The organism is Neobacillus sp. BF23-41 (assembly GCF_041106275.1).
In genome coordinates this window covers 1-5,834 of the sequence record NZ_JBGBPR010000025.1, presented here as the reverse complement: position 1 = coordinate 5,834, position 5,834 = coordinate 1, and the positions used below count along the sequence as shown (strand labels likewise).

Here is a 5,834-nt window from a genome sequence, read left to right as displayed (position 1 = left end):
CTCTACGTGACTGAACTCAAGAAATTCCAACGTTTTGGGTAACGTAGAGCCACCCTACGTGACTATACTCAAGAAGTTCCAACGTTCTGGGTAACGTAGAGCCACTCTACGTGACTGAACTCAAGAAATTCCAACGATTTGGGTAACGTAGAGCCACTCTACGTGACTGAACTCAAGAAATTCCAACGTTTTGGGTAACGTAGAGCCACCCTACGTGACTATACTCAATAAATTCCAACGTTCTGGGTAACGTAGAGCCACTCTACGTGACTGAATTCAAGAAATTCCAACGTTCTGGGAACGTAGAGTCACTTAACGTAACTGACTTCTTTGCCAAAGCCTATTTTTAAAAAGGTCTGCTCCCCACTCTAAAGCAAAAAAAGCCAAATGATGCTTTATCATCATTCGGCTTAATAGAGTTACCATTCTATTTAAAAGTTCTGAGCTACTAGATCTTTGACCTTATCCTGATCAATCACTAATTGGTAGTTATTTGCTTTTAAGATATCATCGTACATTCTTTTTCCTTCACCAGGAATTTGGTGGTATTCCAACTGTGTGTTGGGGTCGAAATCTTTCGCTGCTAGTCCAAGGCTTAACATATCTTGTGTAGACATATTGGTCGCAATCACAAAGTCGGGAATGGATTTCACTAAAGAAGGCAAGTTGGTAATATTATTTGGACTTAAGGCTTTCTTTGCAATTCCTTTTAGCGCTTCTTCTTGTAACTTTTGACGACCATATTCGCCACTTGCGAGGGAATAGCGCTCGTGTACAACCTCAGCTACCATTTTTCCATCAAAGGAATGGGTTCCTGCACTTATCACTTTATTCTTGTTTTCACCATACCAAGGATGTGTTAATTTCACATCAAATGGTACGCTCATCTCAATGCCATCGACGGCATCCACCATTGCTTGAAAGCCGCCATAATTGGTTTCGACATAGTAATTGATTGGAGTTCCTGTTAATTCAGCGACTGCATTGACTGCTGCTTCTACCCCTTTTTTGGCGCCTTTTGTGGCCTGCATAATATATTGAACACTTGTTAGTTTGGTATAGCCGTACCCATCTAAATGAACGCGGGTATCACGTGGAATGCTAACCGCATCATATTGATGTTTTGTTAAATCAACATGGACCAACATCATCGAATCCGAGTGACCCACATTTTGTCCTTTTCGTTCATCGGACCCGATCAATAACAGGTTAAAAACGGGTTCTTTTACCTCGACAGATTCACTTGTTGATGTGGTATCGCCCGTTTTTCCTGAACTTACCACAGGCACCGTGGAAAAATGATTTGTCGGCTGTATCTTATAGTATTCATATCCAAGGCCCGCAACGATGAGTAAAATAATACCCAAAATGCTAAAGCCGGCAATCTTCCATTTGCGTTTATTCTTCTTTTTCATAATTTCCTCCGATGGATTAGCAAAATCAATTCTATTAATTTTACAGTTTTTGAAGCATCTATTCAATCATAATTTATGGGAAATCATTGGCAATCATGTGTCATCGATTCAATCATTCTAAGATTCCCAGTAATCCTAAAAATAAGCTCGATTGCCAACATAGGAATCGGGCTTTTTATTTTTACCAGCGTTATCTAAAACATCGAACATTTCTGTTCGTATGTAGCGGTGGAATATTTCGTGAACTACAAAATAAGCATATATACATAAAGGAATGACACCCGATAGGCAGCCCAAACCAAAATTCCTTCCATAACGACCCGGAATGGAGGTTACGATGAAAGCTATTATTCTAGCAGGTGGAAGCGGGACACGCTTATATCCGTTAACGATGGTCACCAGTAAACAATTATTACCTATTTATGATAAGCCGATGGTCTATTATCCGCTTTCCACCTTAATGCTTGCAGGGATTCGTGATATTTTGATTATTTCAACTCCAGAGGATACGCCGCGTTTTGAAGCACTTCTTGGGGATGGATCCCAGTTTGGAATACATCTAGAATATAAAATCCAGGCGAGCCCAGATGGATTAGCCCAGGCTTTTTTTATTGGGGAAGAGTTTATTGGCGATGATTCCGTCGCGATGATTTTAGGAGACAATATTTTCTACGGCAGTGGGATGCGAAAAATTCTCCAACGTGCGGCCCAAAAGGAGAGTGGGGCAACCATTTTTGGTTACCATGTGCAAAATCCAGAGCGTTTTGGTGTAGTGGAATTTAATAAAAATGGAAAAGTATTAAGCGTCGAAGAAAAACCTCAGGTACCAAAATCAAATTATGCGATCACGGGATTGTACTTTTACGACAATCGAATTGTGGATATTGCCAAAAGTGTCAGACCATCGGCACGAGGTGAGTTAGAGATTACCACTGTAATCGATCGATATTTACGGATGGGAGAACTCGAGGTTGAGCTGCTTGGACGAGGTTTTACGTGGATGGATACGGGAACACATCAAAGTTTAGTGGAAGCCACTAATTTTGTAAAAACAATTGAGGATCATCAAGGAATTAAAATCGCGGCACCCGAGGAAATCGCCTATATTAATGGCTGGATTGATATTGATAGATTAATTGAATCAGGTGAGAAATTCTCCAAGACAGGATATGGTCAATATTTATTAAAAGTAGCCAATGGCAGCATCAAGTATTAAAAGAGGTGATAGGTTGAATGTGATTGAGACTTCCCTGCCAGGGGTAATGATTATCGAGCCAAAACTAATTGGCGATCATCGCGGTTGGTTTATGGAGACTTATAGCGAGGCAAGGCTTCAGGAAGCAGGAATCGATGTGAAGTTTGTTCAAGATAACCAATCATTCTCGGCAGCCAAAGGGACCTTACGGGGATTGCATTATCAATTACATCCTAAAGCGCAAACCAAACTTGTTCGCTGTACTAAAGGGTTGATATTTGATGTCGCTGTCGATCTTCGTAAAGGCAGCCACACGTTTGGTAGCTGGTTTGGAATCGAGTTAAGTGCGGAAAATAAACGTCAATTATTGATTCCTAAGGGGTTTGCACATGGATTTTTGACGTTGACCGATGATGTAGAAGTTCAATATAAAGTAGACCATTTGTATGCACCTGAATGTGACCGGGGCATCAGCTGGAACGATCCAACCATTGGGATTGAATGGCCAGTTGAGATGACTCCGATACTATCAACAAAGGATGAAATGGCTCCACTCCTGGCAGATGCAGAAAATAATTTTAACTTTGGAGAATAAACGATGAAAATTCTAGTGACGGGTTTTACAGGACAGCTCGGCTATGATGTGGTTCGTGAAGGGGGAAGGCGCAGTTTTGAAATGATTGGCGTGGGGTCAAAGGAATTGGACATAACAGATGAACAATCCGTTTACAGGTTTGTAAAAGGAATCAATCCGGATGCGATCATCCATTGTGCTGCCTATACGGCGGTTGATCAAGCAGAGGATGATCAAGAAAATTGCTGGAAGGTGAATGTCGATGGGACCAAGTATTTAGCATGCGCCGCACGGGAATTAAAGGCTAAATTCATGTTTATCAGTACAGATTATGTATTAGATGGATTGGGTGAAGCACCTTTTGACGAAACGAGCGCGCCCAACCCCGTCGGCTATTACGGGCAGACCAAATATGAAGCGGAGAAAATTGTCCAAACGACCTTATCCGATTGGTTCATCGTCCGGATATCATGGGTTTTTGGACTAAACGGGAATAATTTCGTGAAAACAATGCTGCGATTGACTGAAACTAAAAATGAACTGAATGTGGTGGGAGATCAAGTGGGTTCGCCTACGAATAGCTTGGATTTGTCGCGTTTATTAATTGATATGATCCAAACGGATCGATATGGAATCTATCATGCCACGAATGAGGGATATTGCAGCTGGGCTGAATTTGCCGAAGAAATTTTTCACAAAGCGGGCAAAAGAGTAAAAGTCCATTCGATTAAAACAGAGGAATATCCGACCAGGGCCGCCCGTCCCAAGAACTCGCGAATGTCGAAGCAAAAGCTACTGGACAATGGATTTATTCCATTGCCGTCTTGGCAGGACTCCTTAGAGCAGTACTTAAAAGCATTAAAGCAAGAGGTGAAGTAATGCAAGGGAAAAAGCTTCTTGTAACAGGTGGAGCCGGATTTATCGGTGGCAACTTTGTTCAATATATGATTAACAAATACCCTCAGTATGATATTAATAATTTGGATGGATTAACCTATGCAGGCGATCTAACCAAGCACCGTGAGATCGAAAAGAAGGAAAACTATCATTTTATGAAAGCTGATATTGCTGATCGCGAAGCCATTCTACCGCTTTTTGAAAAAGAAAAGTTTGATTATGTGGTCCATTTTGCCGCAGAAAGCCATGTCGATCGCTCGATTACGGACCCGGAGATATTTGTTCGGACGAATGTGCTAGGGACGCAAGTGTTACTTGATGCCGCCAAACAAATGGAAGTCACCAAGTTTGTTCATGTCTCAACGGATGAGGTATACGGTGAGTTAGAGCTGGATTCATCGACATTGTTTACCGAAGAGACGCTGTTACAGCCCAATAGTCCATACAGTGCAAGTAAAGCCTCCTCTGATTTCTTGGTTCGTGCCTATCACGAAACATTTGGACTGCCAGTCAATATTACTCGTTGTTCCAATAACTATGGTCCCTTCCATTTTCCAGAGAAATTGATTCCTTTAACAATTTCTCGCGTAGTAAATAATCAGAAGGTACCTGTTTATGGTGACGGAAAGAATATCCGTGATTGGCTGCATGTCCATGATCATTGTGCAGCACTAGACCTTGTTTTGCATGAGGGTGTTACCGGGGAAGTCTATAACATAGGCGGGCACAACGAGCGGACAAATTTAGACGTGGTAAAAACGATTATGACCACGTTAGGAAAATCGGAAGAGTTCATTGAGTTTGTCCCAGACCGTTTGGGTCATGATAAGCGCTACGCGATTGACCCTACGAAGTTGGAGAAGCTAGGATGGAAACCAACCTACACATTCGAAACGGGAATCGCTCAAACGATTGAATGGTATGTGGAAAACAAGTGGTGGTGGGAGCAGATTATTAGTGGGGAATACAAGAATTACTTCAAGAAGCATTATTCTTTAGATCAATCATAGATTGTCATAGCCCTGTATCGTGGATCCGGGGCTTTTTTAGTTTATATGTTTCGACATTTTTCTGCATTATAAGTAGTGTAAAAAAATACATAAGAGATTAGAATCATATAAAGTTTGTTGATTTTATTGACTTTTCCAGTCATTACCGTTGCTAGTGAGTATATTAATTTTTGTTAAGTTGAGAATTTGTCAAATCTTGACCTTTTATTTAGCTTTAATCATTTTCATTTTATTTGTAAAATATAAAAAAGTTAAAAAACATTTGTAGGCATAACTAAATGAAAATGAAATTTGATTTACTAGATAAGTGGAATGAACAAAAAGTTAGAATTAAATAAAGGAGATAGAACAAAATGTACAAGTATACAATCTATGTAACACATAAAGGTAAAGTCTATCAAACCAACGTAATAGCTACCAAAGACCAAACAGAAGAAGAAGTTTATCGTATGGCACAAGAACAAGTTCTGAAACAATGGGCAAATTAAATACGGGATCCTAGGATTAAAAGGATTGAATGGAACTTCCACTTGAAGAATAGATTTTGGATAGCTTCCTTTACTTGAAATCTAGCTGCCAATGACGGCTTTATTTCAGCACTTGCACTTATAACTCGTTGCTGGTGGTTTACTAGCATTTTTAGACCGCAAAAAAAGCCTGGCTGCCATAAAATGTACCCGATAGTGTAGACACTTATAAAAAAGTCTACCTATCGGGTACTTTTTTGTATAATTAAGAAAAAA

The 5,834-nt window shown here is 40.3% G+C and carries 6 protein-coding genes; 5 read left to right on the top strand and 1 reads right to left on the bottom strand.

Translation table 11 applies throughout. From position 1 onward, the window contains the following. Nucleotides 1–431: 431 nt before the first annotated feature. On the bottom strand, nt 432–1,415 hold the full coding sequence (locus AB7942_RS24880) for an LCP family protein (protein WP_369448928.1): 984 nt from the start codon (nt 1,413–1,415) through the stop codon (nt 432–434). Nucleotides 1,416–1,752: 337 nt separating this feature from the next. Here AB7942_RS24880 and rfbA point away from each other — a divergent pair, with 337 nt between their 5' ends. The 5 genes from rfbA to AB7942_RS24855 all read left to right on the top strand — a co-directional run bounded on the left by rfbA (nt 1,753) and on the right by AB7942_RS24855 (nt 5,579). After that, on the top strand, nt 1,753–2,631 hold the full coding sequence (gene rfbA / locus AB7942_RS24875) for a glucose-1-phosphate thymidylyltransferase RfbA (RefSeq protein ID WP_369448927.1): 879 nt from the start codon (nt 1,753–1,755) through the stop codon (nt 2,629–2,631). Between the two features lie 13 nt (nt 2,632–2,644). Beyond that, nucleotides 2,645–3,205: a dTDP-4-dehydrorhamnose 3,5-epimerase gene (gene rfbC, locus AB7942_RS24870; RefSeq protein WP_369448926.1), complete on the top strand. Its 561-nt coding sequence runs from the start codon at nt 2,645–2,647 to the stop codon at nt 3,203–3,205. A 3-nt stretch (nt 3,206–3,208) separates the two neighbouring features. Next, complete coding sequence (rfbD, locus tag AB7942_RS24865) at nt 3,209–4,063, top strand: dTDP-4-dehydrorhamnose reductase (RefSeq protein WP_369448925.1); 855 nt, start codon at nt 3,209–3,211, stop codon at nt 4,061–4,063. After that, complete coding sequence (rfbB, locus tag AB7942_RS24860; RefSeq protein WP_369448924.1) at nt 4,063–5,091, top strand: dTDP-glucose 4,6-dehydratase; 1,029 nt, start codon at nt 4,063–4,065, stop codon at nt 5,089–5,091. Before rfbD ends, rfbB begins: the two co-directional genes overlap by 1 nt. Nucleotides 5,092–5,444: 353 nt before the next feature. Beyond that, a complete protein-coding gene (locus tag AB7942_RS24855; RefSeq protein WP_098932569.1) occupies nt 5,445–5,579 on the top strand; it encodes a BA3454 family stress response protein in 135 nt (44 codons plus the stop codon). Nucleotides 5,580–5,834 lie beyond the last annotated feature (255 nt).

Bases quoted from the DNA above. Each gene is read 5' to 3' on its own strand.
- AB7942_RS24880 (WP_369448928.1), bottom strand. From the start codon at position 1,415: ATGAAAAAGAAGAATAAACGCAAATGGAAGATTGCCGGCTTTAGCATT.
- rfbA (WP_369448927.1), top strand. From the start codon at position 1,753: ATGAAAGCTATTATTCTAGCAGGTGGAAGCGGGACACGCTTATATCCG.
- rfbD (WP_369448925.1), top strand. From the start codon at position 3,209: ATGAAAATTCTAGTGACGGGTTTTACAGGACAGCTCGGCTATGATGTG.
- rfbB (WP_369448924.1), top strand. From the start codon at position 4,063: ATGCAAGGGAAAAAGCTTCTTGTAACAGGTGGAGCCGGATTTATCGGT.
- AB7942_RS24855 (WP_098932569.1), top strand. From the start codon at position 5,445: ATGTACAAGTATACAATCTATGTAACACATAAAGGTAAAGTCTATCAA.